We start from the raw sequence: 19,215 nt of genomic DNA, 5'->3' as shown, positions 1-19,215 counted from the left end.
TCGATGGACGTGACTCGCTGGCAATAATCCGCGCTCTTCAGAAAAAGAGCGTCCTGCGAAGGGTTCTGCCGAATCGGCACCCTTGCACCTTCATCTTTCGCGCAGTTTTAGGAGAATTACATGCACGTCACGAAGCGCCCCGTTTGCCTGGGACGTCTGGTCGCTTTGAGCGCTCTCTTTGCCGCCTTCCCCGTCTTCGCGCAGAGCAGTTCGACGCCGGCCGCCGTCGCGTCGACGGCTCCCGAGGTTACCGACGATGGCTGGCGGTTCTCGCTGGGTGTCGGCGTGTTCGCCACGCCAAAATATCAAGGCGCAAGCTCAACCCGCTTTCAGCCCGCGCCGCTCGTGAGCGTCGGGTATGGGCGCTTCTTCGTCGGATCTGTCGCTGACGCTAATGTACCTTTGGGACTCGGCGCCTATCTCTACCGCGACAGCCATTTCCGTGTAGGCGTTGCGCTTTCTTACGACCTGGTGAAGCCGCGTAAGGCGTCCGACGACGATCATCTGCGCGGTTTGTCCGATATCGATAGCACGGCGCATGCGACGCTGTTCGCGAGCTACAACATCGATTGGCTATCGGTCGTCGGCGCGGTTTCTCAGGACGTTGCGGGCAAGCACGAGGGAACGACGGCTTCGCTGGATCTGCTGGGCAAATACAGTCCGGTCAATCAATTGACGTTGACCGCGGGGCCGGGCGTGACGTGGGGCAGCTCCCAATACAACCAGACGTTTTTCGGCGTGAATGCCGAGGATAGCGCCCGGTCGGGTCTGCCCACATACTCGCCGGGTTCGGGCATCGCAGCGGTTCGGCTGACCGCAGGAGCCAGTTACGCACTCAACAAGCACTGGAATCTTGGCGCACGCATCGTTGCGTCGCGGTTGCCGGGTGCCGTGGGCAACAGCCCGATTGTCGAGAAGAAGACGCAGATGACATACGGCGCCTTCGCCAATTATTCGTTCTAGCCCGCTGATCAAAGAGGCCGCGCGGTGTCATCGCGGGTGAATTGGGCCTCTGCTTGATGTTGAAGCATGATCAGGGATGTCCACTGGGAGCCGTCATGACCCGCTGTCGCTTACGCGTGAAGGGCTTCCTGCTTGCCATTTATCGCGTGGTAACCGGCCGGTTGTGAGCGCGGGCGATTCTCTCGCCGTTTGCGTCCTGTAGCTGTAGCGAACCTTAGCCTCGACAGAACAGGCAGAGTATCTGCGGGCAGACTGGTGGACGGCGGGACACAAGCCGGTCGCAGCCTTACGCGACCGGCATTTCGCTACCCGAAGCGACGCAGATTCCAACTGGCCGTGTGGCCTGTACGACCGCGATTGTGCCGACGATCAACCACTTTGATCACCCTTCTTCAACGTAGCAAGTCACGATCATTTCAATATTACTTGAAATATAAAAGCGAATGATCTATCGTTCGTCGCATGGACTCAAATCTCGTTGTACGTGCCCTCGGCGCGCTCGCTCATGAATCGCGGCTCGCAGTTTTTCGACTGCTCGTTGTCGCCGGTCCGAATGGTATGGCTGCAGGTGAGATTGCGCAGCAGGTTGGACTTTCGCCATCAAGCCTGTCATTTCACCTGAAGGATCTGACCCACGCGGACCTGGTCAAGCCGCGACAGGACGGCCGTTTTGTCTTCTACGCAGCCAATTTCGACGCGATGACAGGTCTGATTGGTTTTCTGACGGAGAACTGCTGCGCTGGCGCAACGTGTGCAGCGAGCAACCTCTCCGATTGCTGCGGGCAGAATCCGTGAAGTGTGTGATCGTCGGCTTGGCTATTGAGCATTCCAACGCGCCACACCGATTTGAGGCTAACCGGGAAACTCAATGAGCAGCCTTGACAAGATCGGCGACGACCTACGTCCCGCGATTAATTCCTTCGAACGTTACCTGACGGTTTGGGTCGCGCTTTGCATTATCGGCGGCATCCTGGTGGGTCAGGCTTTTCCCGGATTCTTCCACTCGATCGCGCGGCTGGAAGTAGCGCAGGTCAACCTCCCAGTCGGCGCGCTGATCTGGGTGATGATCGTTCCGATGCTGATCAAGATCGACTTCGCCGCAATGACTCAGGTTAAAAGCCAATGGCGAGGCATTGGCGTGACGTTGTTCGTGAACTGGCTGGTCAAACCATTCTCGATGGCTCTGCTTGGCTGGATTTTCGTTCGGCATGTGTTTGCGCCGTGGCTGCCCGCCGAGCAGCTCGACAGCTACATTGCCGGTTTGATCCTGCTCGCCGCCGCGCCGTGCACGGCGATGGTTTTCGTCTGGTCCCAACTGTGCAAGGGCGATCCGTACTTCACGCTGTCGCAGGTCGCGCTCAACGACTCGATCATGATCGTGGCATTCGCGCCGCTGGTCGCGCTGTTGCTTGGCCTCTCCGCCATCTCGGTTCCGTGGGACACGCTGAGTATCTCCGTCGGCTTGTACATCGTCATTCCGGTCGTACTTGCACAGGTGCTACGCAAGCGATTGCTTGTCAGAGGTGAGGGCCATTTCCAGCGGACCGTTGCGCGTCTCGCACCGTATTCCATCTGCGCGCTTCTGGTCACCTTGATTCTGCTGTTTGCGTTCCAGGGTCAGGCCATCATCAGGGAGCCACTTGTTATCGCGCTGCTGGCGGTGCCGATCCTGATTCAGGTGTTCTTCAATTCCGGCCTCGCTTATCTGCTCAATCGTCGTCTGGGCGTCGCGCATTGTGTCGCTGGACCATCGAGTCTCATCGGGGCCAGTAACTTCTTTGAACTCGCCGTGGCGACTGCCATCAGCCTGTTCGGTTTCCAGTCGGGAGCTGCGCTCGCGACGGTGGTAGGCGTGTTGATTGAAGTGCCGGTCATGCTGCTGGTCGTCGGCGTAGTGAACCGGTCACAGCACTGGTATGAAGCAGGTAACGCTATCAAAGGATAAAGCGATGAGCGTCACGATTTATCACAACCCTGATTGCGGCACGTCTCGCAATACGCTGGCAATGATTCGCAACGCGGGCATCGAACCTCGAATCATCGAGTATCTGAAAACGCCGCCGGACCGTGAGACGCTGAAGGCGTTGATCGAACAGGCGGGTCTGAGCGTACGCGCGGCGTTGCGCGAGAAAGGTACGCCATACGCAGACCTCGGGCTGGATGACACATCCTTGAGCGATGAAGCATTGCTGGATGCGATGCACGCGCATCCTGTTCTGATGAATCGCCCGTTTGTTGTCACGCCTCACGGTGTGCGTCTGTGCCGTCCTTCGGAACTTGTTCTGGATATTCTGCCCGGCGCATCGAATCGACCTTTCACGAAGGAAGATGGTGAAGTCGTGATCGACAGCGCAGGCCGGAGAGTGGGAAAGTGATCGACGATCTGCCCAACATCAGCGCTCCGCACCTCGATACGCCCGACCTGCATAAGCTCACGCCTCCGGTCGAATTGCAGCACGCGCCGCGAATCCTGCTGCTCTATGGGTCGCTGCGCGCGACATCTTTCAGCCGTCAACTGACGCTGGAAGCGGAACGTATCCTGCGCCACTTCGGCGCTGACACGCGAGTGTTCGATCCGCAGGGTCTACCGATTGTGGACAGCGTTTCCGCCGATCATCCGAAAGTGGCGGAACTGCGAGAACTCTCGGAGTGGTCGGAAGGACAGGTCTGGTGCAGTCCCGAACGTCACGGCACACTCACGGCGGTTTTCAAGAACCAGATTGACTGGCTGCCTCTGGAAAGCGGCGGGGTCCGTCCCACCCAGGGACGCACACTGGCCGTCATGCAGGTGTGCGGCGGCTCACAATCGTTCAATGCGGTGAATGCTCTGCGTGTGCTTGGTCGATGGATGAGGATGGTGACAATCCCGAATCAGTCTTCAGTAGCGAAGGCGTGGCAGGAGTTTGACGCAGAAGGACGGATGAAGCCGTCTTCGTACTATGACCGCGTGGTCGACGTCATGGAAGAACTGTACAAGTTCACGTTGATGGTGCGCTCCCGCTCGGCCTATCTCACCGACCGCTACAGCGAGCGCAAGGAAGCCCATCCCGGGCTCGCCGAACAGTTGGCCGCCGTCGCGATGGATCACGAAGCTCCGGCGACCGATGCCGACACCGACACCGATACAGATACCGACACCGACGAGAACGAAACCGAATAGGTGTTCATCAGGTTCGCATTGATATTGCAGACTGTATGAGCGCGCCGGTGATGAAGCCAATCCCGGCGCGCAAATTGGCCCGGCGCGCTGACGCTTTCGGCGTGTGACGCGATTCCGGCAAACGAAACACCTTCGTCAAGGGCATCAATCGGCTTACCGCAACACGCCTCACTCCAGCACCAACCCCGCCCGTTCGAACGCATCACGCAGACCCAGCCCCGGATATTTCTGTCCGACGATCCTGATATCGTTGCGCGCTTCTTCGATCAGCCAGTCGCGCACAGCGGCGACGATCGGCCGGATTGGGCGGTTCGGCGGCGTCAGCATGCAGCAGCGCCGGCTCGTCACGATCAACTCCTGTTCGGCCGGCACCAGCGCGCCCTGCGCCAGCCAGTGCGACGTCACGTTCAGCCAGCCGAGCGCGAGGCCCTGTCCGAGCAATGCAGCCTGTACGACGATTGCGTAATCGTTAAAGCTCAGCATGCTTTGCGCGTGCCGTGCTTTCGACGCGAATGCATGAAACCGCTCGTGCCAGCCACGCTCCTCGTCGTCCATCACGATTACGCTGTCGCCTTGCGCGCGGCCCGCGTCGCTTTGGGCGATCTCGTAGTAGCGCTCGTTGCACAACGGCAGCAGCGCTTCGGGCATCACGAGCACCGCGTTCTCGTCGATTTCGTCGTCGTGCAAAAAGCGCATGCCGAGATCGACATCGACGAGCGGCCCGCCGATGCGCCCCGAGATCAGCTGAAAGCGTAGATCGACGGAAGGGAAGGCGCGATGCAGCCGGCTCATGCGCGGCATCAGCCAGTGCGTGGTGAACGCGGTGGAGACCGACAGCGTGACCGTTTCGACGCCCGTCGCGCGCGCCTCGATCTCGCGTATCGCACTTTCTATCCCGCTGAATCCTTCGGAGATCTTCTGGTACAGGATCTTGCCGTTCTCGGTCAGCTCGATGCCGCCGCGAACGCGTTCGAACAGGCGCACGCCGATATGGTCTTCCATGCGCGCGAGCATCCGGCTCACCGCAGGCTGACTGACATACAGCTCCTGCGCCGCGCGTGTGAAGTTTCCGCAGCGCGCGGCGGCCTCGAACACGAACAGCGCATTGGCGCTCGGCAGCTTCTTCCGAAGGTTTGGCATGACCTGATGTTATGCCCGACACAACAATTTTGGAATTGCCGCCAAAAATATCGCGCCGTATATTTTTTCAACATCTGTTTCAACCTCGGGACTCTCGACATGGATGCACGCGTTAAAGCCGGAGTGTCAATCAGGGCGGCGACCAAACGGTATGGCCCTGTCACAGCGCTGGACGACGTTTCGCTCGAGATCGCGCCGGGGGAATTCGTCTCGCTGCTAGGTCCGTCGGGATCGGGCAAAACCACTCTGCTGGGCATTCTCGGCGGATTCGTCACACCGAGTGCCGGCAGCGTCTGGGTCGGCGAGCGTGACATTACATTTGCGCCGCCGCACAAGCGCAACATCGGCATCGTGTTCCAGAACTACGCGCTGTTTCCGCACATGACGGTGGGCGAGAACGTCGCGTTCTCGTTGCGCGCCCGGCGCGAACCGAAATCGACGTGGGGTAAACGCGTGGCCGACGCGCTCGACATGGTCGAACTGAAAGGCTACGAAAACCGCGGCATCCATCAACTGTCGGGCGGACAGAAGCAGCGCGTGGCGCTCGCGCGCGCCATCGTGTTCCAGCCGCAACTCATCCTGATGGACGAACCGCTGTCCGCGCTCGACAAACAATTGCGCGACGCGATGCAGATCGAACTGCGCAGGCTGCATCGGCAATTGGGCGCGACGATCATCAACGTGACCCACGATCAGCGCGAGGCGCTCACGATGAGCGACCGCGTCGCCGTGCTGAAGGACGGCAAGCTGGTGCAGATCGACACACCCGAACGCCTGTACGACCGACCGTGCAATGCGTTCGTCGCGAGTTTCATCGGCGAGGCGACGCTGCTCGGCGTCAGCCGCGCCGACGACCACGCCGTGCGGCTCGGCGACACCGTTCTGCGCACCGCGCATCCGGTGCCGCGCGCGGACAGGCTGCTGCTCGCGGTGCACACGGAGAAGCTCGTCATCGACGCCGATCATCGACACGAGAACGCGAATCGCCTGTCGTGCCGCGTCACCGAAGTGATCTATCAGGGCGAGAGCCTGCGCGTGTTCGCGTCGCTCGCCGACGGCACCGCGATCAGCCTGAGACAACCCGGCGGTCACGCCGCGCGAAGGCGCATCCCGGAGCCGGGCGAGACGATGGTCGTCGCGCTCGATCCGCAGGACACCATTGTCGTAGCCGCATGATTTTTTTGCCGCCTGTGCACGGGCGATTCCGACTCAAACGCAGATACGCAACCCGCAAAGGATGAAGCAATGAATCTCACCGATTTCAAAGTCCTGACGTTCGATGTCGTCGGTACGCTGATCAACTTCGAAAAAGGCGTGCTCGATTCCGTGCGACGCCTCGGCGGCGCGAAGGCGCAGGAACTGAGCGACAGTCAGATCTTCGAGCCGTATATGGAAGGCCGGGCAAAATTCTATGGCCGTTCAAGCCATGAAATGGCGAACGTGTACCTGCATCTGGCGAACCGGCTGGGCTTGCCGAACGATCCGCAATCCGCCGCCGCGTTTCAGCGCGACGTGCTCGACTGGCCCGCGTTCGAGGACTCGGTTGCCGCACTCAAACGTCTGCGCAAACACTTCCGCCTCGTCGCGATGACCAACGCGGACCGCGTCGCGCTGTCGGCCTATGCCCACACGCTGGGCGACCCGTTCGACGACACCGTGTGCTGCGACGAAACCGGCGTCGCGAAGCCGGACCCGCAATTCTTCGCGTACAACCGCGGACGTCAGGCGGCCTTCGGCTACAAATTCAGCGAGATCCTGCACACCGCGCAGAGCCAGTATCACGACATCGGCGTCGCGACGAAACTCGGTTACGCGACGTGCTGGATCGAGCGGCGTCAGGGTTTGAACGGCTTCGGCGCGACGCCGGTGCCGGAAGCCGTGACCACGCCGACCTTCCGCTTCGCGACGCTTGCCGGTCTGGCGGATGCGGTAGACGCCGAGCTGCGCGTCGCGGCCTGACGATGCGCGCCCCGACCCCAGGCCCGGTTGCGCAAGCGGATTCACTGTGGCGCGCGATGGCCGCACGCGCGCCGGCGCTGGACGCGTCCGTGGCCGCAGCCGCGCCGCTCGCCGGCGACCTCGACGTGGAGGTCGCGATCGTCGGCGCGGGTTACTCGGGCCTCGCCGCCGCATATGCGCTGCACAAGCGCGGTGTCGGCTGCGCGGTGCTGGATGCAAACCCGGTTGGCTGGGGAGCGAGCGGCCGCAACGGCGGTGTGGTGTCGTCGAAGTTTCGTCTGTCGTTTCCTTCGATTGCGAACACGCATGGGCTGGAAACCGCGCGGCGCATGCATCGCCTCGCGCATGACGGCGTGCGAGCGGTCGAAGCGCTGATCGACGAGTTCGGCCTCGACCGTGCGCGCTTCGAGCACACCGGCAGCCTGCGTTGCGCACACACGGAGCGCGCGCTGTCGGCGATCGTGGCCGAAGCCGACTGGGTGCGCACGAATCTCGGCGATGCGTCGATGACCGTGCAGTCGCGCGCGCAGATCGAACATGAAACGGGCTCGAAGGGTTTTATCGGCGGAGTGCTCAGCGCGGATGCCGGGACGATTCTGCCGCTCGAATACGTGCGCGGGCTCGCGGCGGGGCTGACCGCGCGAGGCGTGCCGATCTACGAATCGAGTCCGGTGACCGGCATGTCGCGTGCTCAGGACGGCCGCGTCGTGCTGCTTGCGCCGGGCGGGACGGTGCGCGCGAAGCAGGTGATCGTCGCGACCAACGCCTACTCGAATCTTACGGACGCGACCGCGCAGTTTCATCGCGAACTCGTGCCGTTCCGCAGCGCGATGATCGCGACCGCGCCGCTGCCGCCCGAACTCGATGCGCGTGTGATGGTCAACGACCGTAGCTACACGGAAACCCGCCGCATGATGAAGTGGTTCCGCAAGGTGGATGGCCGCATGCTGTTCGGCGGACGCGATGCGTTCGGCAAGGAAGGCCAGCCGACCGGCTTCGAAGCGCTGCATCGCGCGATGACTGCGCTGTTCCCGGATCTGCGGGAGGTGCCGGTCGAATATCGCTGGTCCGGCTATGTCGGTATGACTTTCAACGGATTGCCGCATGTTGGCCGCAGCGATTCCGCGACGACCTTCTGCCTCGGCTACAACGGCGCGGGTGTCGCAATGGCCAGTCTGATCGGCCAGCATGCGGCGGCGCTCGCGCTCGGCGACAAGCCCGAACTGTCGATGCTCGCACAGGACGGGCTGCGGCCCGTGCCCTTCCATTCGCTGCGTGCGCCCGGCGTGAGGCTTGTCGCCGCGTGCTACCAGCTTCTCGACGCCGTGGGTGCATGAATGACGATAGCCAAACGGATGTTGCAAGACCCGACTATGATGCCTTCCGCCACGACCGACCCGTCAGTCCGCTACCGGCAACGCGAGGACCGCGCGATGCTGCTTCTCATGACGCCGGCGTTGCTGGTCGCAGTGGTGCTGGTGGTGGTGCCGCTCGCGTGGCTGTCGTGGCAGTCGATTTATCAGGACGGCGGTTTCACGCTCGCGAACTACCGGCGCGTGTTCACGGAAGCCTATCTCTCCACGTTCGTGCTGACGTTCAGGCTCAGCCTCATCGTGACCGCGTTGACGCTGCTGCTCGGCTATCCCGTCGCGTATTTCGCGGCGTCGATCTCGCCGCGCTGGAGCGCGCTCGTGCTCGGCATGGTGATCCTGCCGTTCTGGACCAGCGTGCTGGTGCGGACCTACGCGTGGCTCGTGTTGTTGCAGCGCACCGGGTTGATCAACAAGGCGCTGCTCGGCATGGGACTGATCGACCGGCCGTTGCAGCTTTCGTATAACCAGCTCGGCACCGTCATCGCGATGGTGCACATCCTGTTGCCGTTCATGGTGCTGCCGTTGTATTCCGCGATGCAGAAGATCCCGGCGAATCTTTCCCAGGCGGGCGCGAGCCTCGGCGGCTCGCCGTGGCATGTGTTCTTGCGCGTCTTCCTGCCTTTGTCGATGAGCGGCGTGCTGGCGGGCGCGACCCTGGTGTTCGTGTTGTGCCTGGGCTTCTACATCACGCCTGAACTGATGGGCGGCGGCAAGTCGATGATGGTGTCGATGATCGTGAGCCGCAATGTCGATATCTACAACAGCTGGGGCGCGGCAAGTTCGGTGAGTGTGGTGCTGCTCATCTGCGTATTCGCGGTGTTTTACGCCGTGAGCCGTGTGATTCCGCTCGAAAAGACATTGGGAGCGAAGTGATGGACATGACCCGGCAACTGTCGTTCGGACGCATGACGCTGGGGGCGTGCGTCGTGCTGATCCTCGCGTTCCTGATGGTGCCCGTCATCATCATCGTGCCGCTGTCGTTTTCCGATGCGAGCTTCCTGACCTTTCCGCCGCCGGGCTATTCGCTGCGCTGGTATCACGCGTTCTTCGACAACCCGGCGTGGATCGCCGCGGCGCGGACTACCTTCGTCGCGTCGACCTGCGCCGCGCTGATCGCGACGCCGCTCGGAATCATGGCCGCGTACGGCATCCAGAACGGCTCGCACTGGTCGCTACGCTATCTGCGCACGCTGCTGATGTTGCCGCTGATGGTGCCGATCATCATCGTCGCGGTCGGTGTGTTTTTCGTCTATTCGCAGGCGGGTTACGTGAATACGCTCGGCGGCCTGATCGCGGCCGACACCATGCTCGGCCTGCCGTACGTGCTGATCTCGGTCGGCGCCGATCTGCGTACGTTCGACCCGACCCAGGAGATGGTTGCGCGCAGCCTCGGCATGAACCGCTTTCGCGCGTTCATGACGGTGACGCTGCCGCAGATCCGGTCGAGCGTGATTGCCGCGGCGGTGTTCGTGTTCATTCAGGCGCTGGACGAAACCGTCGTCGCGCTGTTCGTGTCGGGCGGCGACAACCAGACGCTCACACGCCGCATGTTCGTCACGTTGCGCGACGAGATCGACCCCACCATCGCCGCGATCAGCACGATGCTGACGGCCATCACGCTGTGCCTCGTGATGATCGTCGTCGTGAGCCGGCGTTCGTCGGCGGCGGCACGAGCCTAGTCATTCCAGAGAGAACCTATGCGACATCTACAGCAGTTCTATATCGACGGCGAATGGGTCGAGCCGTCGGGCACCGCGCGCCTGGCCGTCATCGATCCCTGCACGGAAGAATCGCTGGGCGAGGTTGCGCTCGGCAATGCACACGACGCCGATCGCGCGGTAGCGGCCGCAAAGCGCGCGTTCGTATCGTTCTCGCAGACGAGCGTGGCCGAGCGCGTCGCGTTGCTCGAAAGCATTCTCGAAGCGTATCTGAAGCGCTACGACGAGATGGCCGAAGTCATTTCGCGTGAGATCGGCGCGCCTGCGAAGCTGTCGCACGACTGGCAGGCCGCGCTCGGCAAGCGGCATCTCGAGGAGACGCTGCGCACCGTCGAACGTTTCCCGTGGCAGCGTATGAAGGGCAGCACGCTCGTCAATCACGAGCCCGTCGGCGTCGCGGCGCTGATCACGCCTTGGAACTGGCCGATCAATCAGATCGTCTGCAAGGTTGCGCCGGCGCTCGCGGCGGGCTGCACGATGGTGCTCAAGCCGAGCGAGGTGTCGCCGCTGAACGCGTTGCTGTTCGCCGAGATCATCGACGCAGCGGGGGTGCCGAAAGGCGTCTTCAATCTCGTGAACGGCGACGGTCCGACGGTCGGTGCGGTCCTTGCCGCGCATCCCGATGTCGACATGGTGTCGTTCACCGGATCGACGCGGGCAGGCGTCGAGATCGCGCGGCTCGCTGCGCCGACGGTCAAGCGTGTGCATCAGGAGTTGGGCGGCAAGTCGGCGAACCTCCTGCTCGATGATGCCGATTTCGACACGGCGGTCGCGGCGGGCGTTCGTTCATGCTTCGGCAACAGCGGCCAGTCCTGCAACGCGCCGACGCGCATGCTGGTGCCGGCGGCGCGTCACGACGAAGCCGTGGCGATTGCAACGCGTGTCGCGCAGACGCTGCGAGTCGGCGCGGCGGACGATCCGGCAACCGGCATGGGTCCGGTCGTCAGCAGCGTGCAGTTCGAGCGCGTGCAGCGGCTCATTGGCGTGGGCATCGAGGAGGGGGCGACGCTGGCCGCCGGTGGACTCGGCCGCCCCGAAGGTCTGCAACGCGGCTATTACGTGAAGCCCACGGTATTCGCCAACGTGAATCCGTCGATGACGATCGCCCGCGAGGAAATCTTCGGTCCTGTTCTGGCGATCATGCCGTACCGCGATGAAGAAGACGCCATCGCCATCGCGAACGACACGCCGTTCGGCCTCGCTGCTTACGTGCAATCCGCCGATCAGGCGCACGCGCGGCGCGTGGCGTTGCGGATGCGCGCGGGCAGCGTCTACGTGAACTATCCTGCGTGGGATCCGGGCTCGCCGTTCGGCGGCTACAAGCAGTCGGGCAATGGCCGCGAGTACGGCGAGTGGGGGCTGGAAGCGTTTCTGGAAGTGAAGGGCGTCGTGGGCTACGGAAGCTGACAGGCGCGCCTGACGTCCGGGTTGCAAGAGGCTGCCAAACGGGTTACGCGTGGCGGCCTCTTTTTATTCAGTCCTGCGAGTCACGCCTGGCATTTTTTTATTCAACGCGCTCGACCGGCATCTGCTTTGCGCAAACCATCGGCCACTTTCTCCGCGATCATGATGGTCGGCACATTCGTGTTCGCGCAGGGAATCGACGGCATCAGCGACGCGTCGCAAACGTACAGACCGTCGACGCCATACACCGCGCCATGCTGATCGGTCACGGCCAGCGGATCATCGGGCGAACCCATCCGGCAAGTGCCTGAAGGGTGCCACGTGCCGCCAACCGACCGCGTGACGAATTCCGTCATGGCGCGATCGTCGGCGAGCAGATCGTCGATACCGACCCCTTGCGTCACCACGCGTTTGATCAACGTGCCGCGCAACGGCCCGGCGATATCGAGCAGCCCGCTCAACGCGCCGCGCTGCAGCGCATTCCAGACACCCGGCACCGCCACCGCCGCCACGCGAGGCGAATAGCTCGATGGAAAGATCACATCGCGATGCGCCGCCAGCGAAGGCGAGGCGAGTTGTGCCGCGCCGAAGCGCAGCGCGAGCTTCAGGCGCGCCAGATCGCGCGGATCGGACAGCATCGCAAAATCGACGTGGGGTTCATCGTGCGCGTCGGACGAGGCGAGCGTCACCCGTCCGCGCGAATACGATTTATTGACCCAGAAGAACAGCGTCCCGAGCCGATAGCCGACCGAATGCCACCCCGAGCGCGACAGGATTGCGCCGTGCATGTCGCCGGGAACGGTGTTGGGCAGCCCCGATGAAAACCGTACGACGGCCTGCTCGTGATGTTCGTCGGGATACGGCGTGCGAGCGTTGCGCGGCAGGAACGTGGAGACGGCGATCGAAGGATGCTCCATCAGATTGCGTCCGACGCCCGCCCGATCCGCGACGATTTCGATGCCGTGCGTCTTCAGTTCGGGCGCGGGGCCGACGCCGCTGCGCAACAGCAACGCGGCGCTATGAATCGCACCGGACGACACGATCACCCGGCGCGCACGCACGTCCTCGCTCGTGCCGTCCGCGCGGACGATGCGCGCACCGCACGCGCGCCGGCCGTCGAACAGGATGCGCGCGGCGACTTCACCCGTGCGTATCGTGAGATTGGGGCGGGCGCGGGTCGCATCGTCGAGATAGCAGACGGAGGTCGGCAGGCGCTCGCCGTTCGCACTCACGCCGATCGAGCCGATGAACGTGCCGTCTTGCCACGGTCCGTTCTGATCGTCGTGCAGCGCATGGCCGTTTTCATCGAGCGTATGCAGCACCGCGCGCACGAACGGCGAGATGCGCGCCCAGGCGGGGCGCTGGATCCGCAGCGGTCCGTCGCTGCCGTGGCGCGGTCCGCTAAAGTCGCAATCGGTTTCGAGCTTGCGGAAGTAGGGCAGACACGACTCCCAATCCCAGCCCGATGCGCCGAGCGATGCCCATTCGTCGTAGTCGGCGGGCGCGCCGCGATTGGCCATCAGCGCATTGATCGCGGAACCGCCGCCGAGCAGGCGCGCCTGTTCGTACCGGCGGGGCGAGCCGCTCGTGCGCATGCGCGCCTTGAGTTGCCGCCAGATGTTGCGCGTGTCGAGATAGGCGCGTCCTGGGTAACGGCTGCGGATCGCGTCCGGCATCGTCGCAGCCGAGATATCGCGACCCGCTTCGACGAGGCATACGTTCGTGCCTGCGTCTTCCGACAGGCGCGCGGCCAGCACGCAGCCGGCGGAGCCGCCGCCCAGAATCAGATAGTCGATCACGTTGGAATCAGTGAGCCGCGCACGTGACGCCGTGCGCGGCAAGTGAAGAACGATTTAATCAGGATGACTGATCGCGGCCGCTCACTGCATGAACTTGAGCCAGCGCGCCTTGGCCTGGATGCCCGCGTCCGATGCCCACCAATCCTCCGACATCAACGCCTGCTTCGCGGCGTTTGCAGGCGAGCTGGGCAACTGGGCCGCGCGGGCTTCAGTGATCTTGCCGGTCTTGAACGCGGCCGGATTGCCCGGTCCGTAGTCGATGTAGAGCGGCAGATTCGCCTGCAATTCCGGCGACAGCGCGGCGTTGATGAAGCGGACCGCGTCGTTGAGGTTGGGCGCGTTCTTCAGCACGCAAAGCTGCGTGTTCTGCAGGATGCCGTCGTTATAGGTGAACGCGATATCCGGGTCGTCTTTCATTACGGCGCTCGCTCGGCCGTTCCAGATCATCGTCATGTCGACTTCGCCGTCGTGCAGCAATTGCGCGGACTGCCCGCCCGAGGTCCACCAGACCGTCACGTTCGGCTTGATCTGTTCGAGCTTTTTGAAAGCGCGATCGACGTCGAGCGGATAGAGCTTGTCGCGTGGCACGCCGTCTGCCAGCAACGCGGCTTCGAGCACCGTCATCGGATCGTTGCGCAGCGCGCGCGTGCCGGGGAAATTCTTGACGTCCCAGAAATCTTTCCAGCTTTGCGGGACTTTCTTCAGGTTCTTCTTGTTGTAGCCGATGACCGTCGAATAAAACTCATACGCCACCGAATACGGCGTGCGGTATTTGTCGGGGACGGCCGCCGCGTTCGGCATCTTCGAGAAATCGAGCTTTTCGAGCAGGCCGGCGCGGCCACCGCGCAGACAGTTCGAGGTCGGTGTGTCGACCACATCCCACACCGGCTTGCCGGTGTCGCCTTGCGCCTTGATCTGCGGCCACGCGTCGGGAATGCTGTCCTGATTGATGGTGATGCCGAGTTGCGTGGCAGCGGGATCGAGAATCGCCTTGGTCTGCGCTTCCTGATAGGCGCCGCCTTGCGAGACGAAGGTGATCTTGCCCGCTGCGAATGCGGGCGCCGTGCCCGCGATACCCACGATACTCAACGCTAAAGTCATGGCCAGCGGACGCAACGGGAACATCGAGCGGCGGAGCCTTGCAATATTCATCACAGTCTTTCCTCGACAGGGGTAAAACGATGGACGTCTTGCAGTTCGAGCCTCGCGCCTGATCTCCGGCAGCTTCGGAAGACGCAAGAGTGATGTCGAATATATTGATTCATTATTTCGACGGCAACGCCAGAATTGTTGGACTCGCCATGATCTGAAGTTATGTCAGAGCAATGCGGCGTTGGCTGGGTCCAATGAGATCGCTGCGCTCGCGAATGGGGAGCGCAGCGTGCGGGTGCCACGGTGTTTGTGCCGCCGGTTAAACAAGGCACGAGGCCGTCACATCATCTCGGGACTGGTCAGCCGAGTTCCATCGGAAAAGCGCGTCAAACGATAGGGCTCTAGCTCGTTACCACTTGCATCGCCGGTCACGATGCGGCTGACCAGCATGCCTGCTCCCGGCCCGAGACCGAAGCCGTGACCGCTGAAGCCGGACGCAATCACGAGGCCCGGCATGCTCTCCACGCGCGACATGACCGGCACCAGATCGGGCGTGGTATCGATCGCGCCTGCCCATGCATGCGCGACACGCAGGCCCGACAATTCCGGGAACACCTTCGCGACGTTTGCCAATGCACGGGTCGGCCATTCGGCATCGGGCGCAGGGTTGAGCACCCGCATCACTTCGAACGGCGAGATGTCGTCGTGACTCCAGTTCGCACTGCCTTCGGGTCCGCCGAAAAAGCGTTGCGCGAGCCGGAACTTGAGTTTCTTGTTGAGCTTGCTGCGGAACATCTTGCGAAACTTCACCGCGTGCCGGAGATTTTGCGGCGCGATTTCCATCCGCCCATAACCGGGGACTGCAATCGTGTAGCCGCCGTCGAGCCGCCGCCGGATCGCGAAGTTCGGGCCGGAGAAACAGCCGTCGATCACGGCAGGCGCTTCCGCCGTACGCAGCGCGGTGCCGATCACATTGACGGCAGGCAGATCGATTCCGTGATGCCGGCAGAACAGTGCGCTCCACGCGCCTCCGGCGAGCACGACGCTGTTCGCGGCAAGCCGCCCGCGCTCGGTCCAGACACCGGAAATCCGGCCCGCGCTGATATCGAGTCCGCGAACCGCGCAGGTTTGATGCACGCGGGCGCCGAGCCGCTGCGCGCCTCGTGCGATGGCGGGCGCCGCTTTCGACGGCTCCGCGCGTCCGTCGGAATACGACCACACGCCGCCCGCCCACTTCGTTTGTCCAGTGGGCACGCGCGCGGCCAGTTCGCGCGCCGAAAGCAACTGACTGTCGAAGCCGATTGCGCGCGCCTTGCCGAGCCACGTTTCCCACTGAGCAACGTCGGCGGGCTGCTCGCTGCCGTACAGAATGCCGGACTGGCGAAAGCCGATGTCCTCGCCGAGTTCGTCGCTCAACTCGCCCCACCGCTTCAGGCTCTGCATTGCGAGCGGCAATTCGTAGAGGTCGCGATTCTGCTGACGCACCCAACCCCAGTTGCGCCCCGACTGTTCCGCGCCGATGACGCCTTTTTCGAGCAGCGCGACCGAGAGTCCGCGCCGCGCCAGTTCGTACGCCGTACTGACGCCGATAATGCCGCCGCCTATCACGGCTACGTCGCAGCGATCGGGAAAACCGTCGCTATTCGGAACTTCGTCGATTCTTAGCATGGATGAGCAACCGTGATTGACATGACCTGCAGATACGAAGCGCGTGCCGCGCGTTCAGAAGATCACGTAGATCTTGCGCAGCGTTTCGTCGATGTTCCAGAGTCCTTCGGTATTGGCCTCGAAGAACAGCGTGTCGCCGGCGGCGAAGCGGATCGTGGTTTCTCCATCGGGCGTGAAGCTGCCGCTGCCCCTGATGAAATGCATCACTTCCGCCTGTTTGACCGAACGCCGGTAGGTGCCCGGCGAGCACTCGAACACGCCGGTGTCGACGGCTTCCTGACCGGGAATCACATACTGCCGTCCCGACACGCGCGCCGGTTCGGTGCCGGGCAACCCGGCGGTTCCCCAGTCTTCGAGGGCGGTGACTTCTGCGGCTTGCGAGATCTGCTGGACTTTCATGCGGCGTGTTCCTGTTGACGTGAGGTGAGGTCGATACGGCGTTCGATCCGGCCGAGCCGGACGACGGTGACGCCCGCGCGCAACTGGCGCAGCGATGGCATCACGAGCATGCAGTCGTCGTACGGCGTCGCGACCGGCTGGCCGTCGGACCATGCGATCACGGTGCCCGCCTTGTCGAAGGTTTCGAGGCCGGTGTAGGGGCTCGCGAAGCGGAAATCCATGCTTTTGGCGACAACCGGTTCGGTCACGCGCACGATGCACATTTCGTCGGCAAGCGGTGTGATCCAGCCGCGCGGCAGGTCGTCGGCATCGACGACGCCCGACAGCAGCAGGAAGCGCGCACAGCAGTCGCGCGCGACTGTTACCGCGCTGGCTTCCCAGTGCTGGCCGCATTCGACCAGCAGCGCGTTCTTCGGACTCGCGTCGTCGCCGAAAGCTTCGTAGTCGCGCATGCGGCGGCCCTCGGGATGGCCTTCGTCCTGAATCACGGTGGCCGGCGTGCCGAGCCGCTCGGACAATTCCGCGCCTTTGCGCAGCGGCCCCGCGACGATCAGCGGCGCGCTTTTCTCATGCATCGAATGAAGGTCGAGCAGCAGGTCGACCGTGTCGATCACGGGACGCATCGCGCGCGCGCGGTCGAGTTCCGACGAGCGGGTGGCGAGGTCGTCGAGTTTCGCGGCGGTCCACACGCGGTTGAAGTCCTGGTCGACGAAACGCGCCTTGTCCGGCGCAGCGGGATCGAAGCGCGCGTACGCGTCGACATTCGCGAATGCCAGCGTGAGCTTGCCGCGGCGCGGGCGCAGGCCGCTTTCCAGCAACCCGGCGACGGCGATCGCGCCGCACACTTCGTTGCCGTGCGTGAGCGCGTTGATCATCACGTGCGGTCCGGGCTTGCCGGAGTCGAACGTATGGACATAGGCAATGCCGGTGTTGCCGGCGGCGTGCGCCGAGATGTCCGGAAATTCGACTTCGATCGGATAGGCTTCCATGATTACTGCAATCCTCCCTGGCACAGGTACTTGATCGACAGATAGTCGTCGAGTCCGTATTTCGATCCTTCGCGGCCGTAGCCGGACTCCTTGACGCCGCCGAACGGCGCCGCCTCCGACGCAAGCGCGCCTTCGTTGATGCCGACGATGCCGGCTTCCAGCGCCCGCGACACGCGTTCGATGCGGCGCATGTTCTCGCTGTAGAAATACGCGGCGAGTCCGAACGGTGTGTCGTTCGCGGCCTGCACGGCTTCCTGTTCGCTGTCGAACGGGAACAGCGGCACGACCGGGCCGAAGGTTTCCTCGCCGCACAGCGCCATCGCCGAGGTCGCGTTGCCGAGCACCGTGGGCGCGTAGTAGTGCGGCCCGAGTTCGGTGAGCCGCCGTCCGCCGGTCAGCACGAGCGCGCCGTTTTCGACTGCGTCGTCGACATGGCGCGCGATCTTGTCGACGGCGCGCAGGTTGATCATCGGGCCGATCTGCGAGGTGGGTTCGCTTGCCGGGCCGACTCGCAGTTCGGCCACCTTCGCGCGCAGCAGCGCGGCGAAATGGTCGTACACGTCGCGCTGCACGTAGACGCGATTCGGGCACACGCAGGTCTGTCCGCCGTTGCGGAATTTCGCGGCCAGCAGGCCGTTGACGGCGGCGTCGAGATCGGCGTCGTCGAAGACGATGAACGGCGCATTGCCGCCGAGTTCGAGCGACAGCTTTTTCAGCGTGCCCGCCGATTCGCGCGCGAGATGCTTGCCGACCGGCGTCGATCCGGTGAACGTGATCTTGCGCACGCGGCTGTCGGCAAGCCATTCGCCGACCGTCTCGGCGGCGGACGCGCGCGATGCCGAAACAATGTTGAGCACGCCGTCCGGCACGCCTGCTTCGTGCGCCAGCATCACCAGCGCGATCGCGGTGAGCGGGGTGTCTTCGGCCGGTTTGGCGACCACCGTGCAGCCTGCCGCGAGCGCCGGCGCAATCTTGCGCGCGATCATTGCTAGCGGGAAATTCCACGGCGTGATCGCCGCGACGACGCCGATCGGCTCCTTCACCGCGCTCATGCGTTTGCCGCGCTGTTGCGCCGGAATCAGGTCGCCGTAGATGCGCGTCGCTTCGTCGGCGAACCACGCGACGTATGACGCGCCATATCCGACTTCGCCGCGTCCTTCGGCGAGCGGCTTGCCCTGTTCGAGCGAGATCAGTGCGCCGAGCGCGTCGCGATTGGCGATGATCAGCGCGTGCCAGCGGTGCAGGATGGCCGCGCGCTCGCTCGCCAGCAACGCGCGCCACGCGGGCAGCGCTTTGGCGGCGGCGTCGGTGGCGGCGCGCGCGTCGGCCGGGCCGCTGTCGGCGACATCGGCGATCAGGTTGCCGGTGGCCGGATCGGTCACGGCGAAACGCCGGCCGCTCGCCGCTGCGAGCCACTGGCCGTTGATGAAATTGTCCGTGCGGATCAGCGCGCGGGCCTGCTGTTCGAGATTCGTGCTCATGTGAGCGCTCCGTGTTTTGCGGCTTGCGGTGGCGAAGGGCCCGGCCTGCGCCGGGCGGTCGAGGCGGACG

Annotated in this window: 18 protein-coding genes; 11 read left to right on the top strand and 7 right to left on the bottom strand. The window is 63.5% G+C overall.

Annotation, left to right across the window (positions count from 1 at the left end):
- Positions 1–120: 120 nt before the first annotated feature.
- The 5 genes from BLS41_RS32150 to arsH all read left to right on the top strand — a co-directional run bounded on the left by BLS41_RS32150 (position 121) and on the right by arsH (position 4,123).
- Complete coding sequence (locus tag BLS41_RS32150) at positions 121–963, top strand: MipA/OmpV family protein (RefSeq protein WP_074771718.1); 843 nt, start codon at positions 121–123, stop codon at positions 961–963.
- Positions 964–1,425: 462 nt separating this feature from the next.
- The gene (locus tag BLS41_RS32145) at positions 1,426–1,758 is read left to right on the top strand and encodes an ArsR/SmtB family transcription factor (RefSeq protein ID WP_074771717.1); all 333 of its coding nucleotides are present in this window, start codon (positions 1,426–1,428) and stop codon (positions 1,756–1,758) included.
- A gap of 73 nt (positions 1,759–1,831) precedes the next feature.
- On the top strand, positions 1,832–2,908 hold the full coding sequence (arsB, locus tag BLS41_RS32140) for an ACR3 family arsenite efflux transporter (RefSeq protein WP_074771716.1): 1,077 nt from the start codon (positions 1,832–1,834) through the stop codon (positions 2,906–2,908).
- 4 nt (positions 2,909–2,912) lie between these two features.
- Complete coding sequence (gene arsC, locus BLS41_RS32135; RefSeq protein WP_074771715.1) at positions 2,913–3,338, top strand: arsenate reductase (glutaredoxin); 426 nt, start codon at positions 2,913–2,915, stop codon at positions 3,336–3,338.
- Complete coding sequence (gene arsH / locus BLS41_RS32130; RefSeq protein ID WP_074771714.1) at positions 3,335–4,123, top strand: arsenical resistance protein ArsH; 789 nt, start codon at positions 3,335–3,337, stop codon at positions 4,121–4,123. The genes arsC and arsH overlap by 4 nt, the downstream gene beginning before the upstream one ends.
- Positions 4,124–4,291: 168 nt before the next feature.
- Here the strand turns inward: arsH and BLS41_RS32125 are convergent, their stop codons facing one another.
- A complete protein-coding gene (locus BLS41_RS32125) occupies positions 4,292–5,263 on the bottom strand; it encodes a LysR family transcriptional regulator (protein WP_074771713.1) in 972 nt (323 codons plus the stop codon).
- A gap of 99 nt (positions 5,264–5,362) precedes the next feature.
- Here BLS41_RS32125 and BLS41_RS32120 point away from each other — a divergent pair, with 99 nt between their 5' ends.
- The 6 genes from BLS41_RS32120 to BLS41_RS32095 all read left to right on the top strand — a co-directional run bounded on the left by BLS41_RS32120 (position 5,363) and on the right by BLS41_RS32095 (position 11,720).
- Positions 5,363–6,439, top strand: coding sequence for an ABC transporter ATP-binding protein (locus BLS41_RS32120; protein WP_074771712.1), 1,077 nt, complete (start codon positions 5,363–5,365; stop codon positions 6,437–6,439).
- 69 nt (positions 6,440–6,508) lie between these two features.
- Positions 6,509–7,222: an HAD-IA family hydrolase gene (locus BLS41_RS32115; protein ID WP_074771711.1), complete on the top strand. Its 714-nt coding sequence runs from the start codon at positions 6,509–6,511 to the stop codon at positions 7,220–7,222.
- Positions 7,223–7,224: 2 nt separating this feature from the next.
- Entirely contained in the window at positions 7,225–8,559 is a 1,335-nt protein-coding gene (locus tag BLS41_RS32110) for an NAD(P)/FAD-dependent oxidoreductase (protein WP_074771710.1), read from the top strand.
- Complete coding sequence (locus BLS41_RS32105; protein ID WP_074771709.1) at positions 8,560–9,468, top strand: ABC transporter permease; 909 nt, start codon at positions 8,560–8,562, stop codon at positions 9,466–9,468.
- On the top strand, positions 9,468–10,274 hold the full coding sequence (locus BLS41_RS32100; protein WP_253189856.1) for an ABC transporter permease: 807 nt from the start codon (positions 9,468–9,470) through the stop codon (positions 10,272–10,274). The genes BLS41_RS32105 and BLS41_RS32100 overlap by 1 nt, the downstream gene beginning before the upstream one ends.
- An 18-nt stretch (positions 10,275–10,292) precedes the next feature.
- Positions 10,293–11,720, top strand: coding sequence for an aldehyde dehydrogenase family protein (locus BLS41_RS32095; RefSeq protein ID WP_074771708.1), 1,428 nt, complete (start codon positions 10,293–10,295; stop codon positions 11,718–11,720).
- A gap of 101 nt (positions 11,721–11,821) precedes the next feature.
- Here the strand turns inward: BLS41_RS32095 and BLS41_RS32090 are convergent, their stop codons facing one another.
- The 6 genes from BLS41_RS32090 to BLS41_RS32065 form a co-directional block, all read right to left on the bottom strand.
- Complete coding sequence (locus tag BLS41_RS32090) at positions 11,822–13,516, bottom strand: GMC family oxidoreductase (protein WP_074773277.1); 1,695 nt, start codon at positions 13,514–13,516, stop codon at positions 11,822–11,824.
- 81 nt (positions 13,517–13,597) lie between these two features.
- A complete protein-coding gene (locus BLS41_RS32085; RefSeq protein ID WP_074771707.1) occupies positions 13,598–14,668 on the bottom strand; it encodes an ABC transporter substrate-binding protein in 1,071 nt (356 codons plus the stop codon).
- A 279-nt stretch (positions 14,669–14,947) separates the two neighbouring features.
- The gene (locus tag BLS41_RS32080) at positions 14,948–16,276 is read right to left on the bottom strand and encodes an NAD(P)/FAD-dependent oxidoreductase (protein WP_074771706.1); all 1,329 of its coding nucleotides are present in this window, start codon (positions 16,274–16,276) and stop codon (positions 14,948–14,950) included.
- A gap of 54 nt (positions 16,277–16,330) precedes the next feature.
- Entirely contained in the window at positions 16,331–16,675 is a 345-nt protein-coding gene (locus BLS41_RS32075; protein WP_074771705.1) for a cupin domain-containing protein, read from the bottom strand.
- Complete coding sequence (locus BLS41_RS32070) at positions 16,672–17,664, bottom strand: M14 family metallopeptidase (protein ID WP_074771704.1); 993 nt, start codon at positions 17,662–17,664, stop codon at positions 16,672–16,674. Before BLS41_RS32070 ends, BLS41_RS32075 begins: the two co-directional genes overlap by 4 nt.
- Positions 17,665–17,666: 2 nt before the next feature.
- Positions 17,667–19,145: an NAD-dependent succinate-semialdehyde dehydrogenase gene (locus BLS41_RS32065; protein WP_074771703.1), complete on the bottom strand. Its 1,479-nt coding sequence runs from the start codon at positions 19,143–19,145 to the stop codon at positions 17,667–17,669.
- Positions 19,146–19,215: the final 70 nt, after the last annotated feature.

The sequence above is a fragment of the Paraburkholderia fungorum genome, from assembly GCF_900099835.1.
Taxonomy (GTDB): Bacteria; Pseudomonadota; Gammaproteobacteria; order Burkholderiales; family Burkholderiaceae; genus Paraburkholderia; species Paraburkholderia fungorum_A.
The sequence above is the reverse complement of the archived record's forward strand: the minus strand, read 5'-3'. Positions and strand labels throughout refer to the sequence as shown.